Consider the following 360-nt stretch of genomic DNA (forward strand, 5'->3'; position numbering starts at 1 on the left):
TGAAGCTATCCGAGGCCATATTGCCGTTAGCGGTTTTTTAGCCATGCAAAATTCGCAATATGGTTTGATTACAAATCTTTCCAGACAATTTAATGTATCTCGTACATTTATTTATGATGCAATTAACGGCATCCTTCATTTCCCGCTTTACACTTTCCAGATGCCGACCCCCATTTTTCGGGAACCTCCATTCAAAAAGTGTAAAGTACTTTTGGGATCATATGAAGGATGCCCAATTAACAGCTTGAAATCAGTACTCTCCATTATTTTTAATAAAGCCCCTTCAAAAATCAATTCGGTTGATGAAAAAAAAGTTTTGTCATATATTTTATCTTTAAGGTTGGAAGGTAAATGCAGTAT

At 35.6% G+C, this 360-nt stretch carries 1 protein-coding gene; it reads left to right on the top strand.

All coding sequences use genetic code 11. The features are described 5' to 3' along the window. The coding region (locus HXW94_RS19330; RefSeq protein WP_218576835.1) for a hypothetical protein at positions 1 to 360 on the top strand (360 nt) is incomplete at both ends.

This window comes from Desulfobacter latus, assembly GCF_013389365.1.
Lineage (GTDB): Bacteria > Desulfobacterota > Desulfobacteria > Desulfobacterales > Desulfobacteraceae > Desulfobacter > Desulfobacter latus.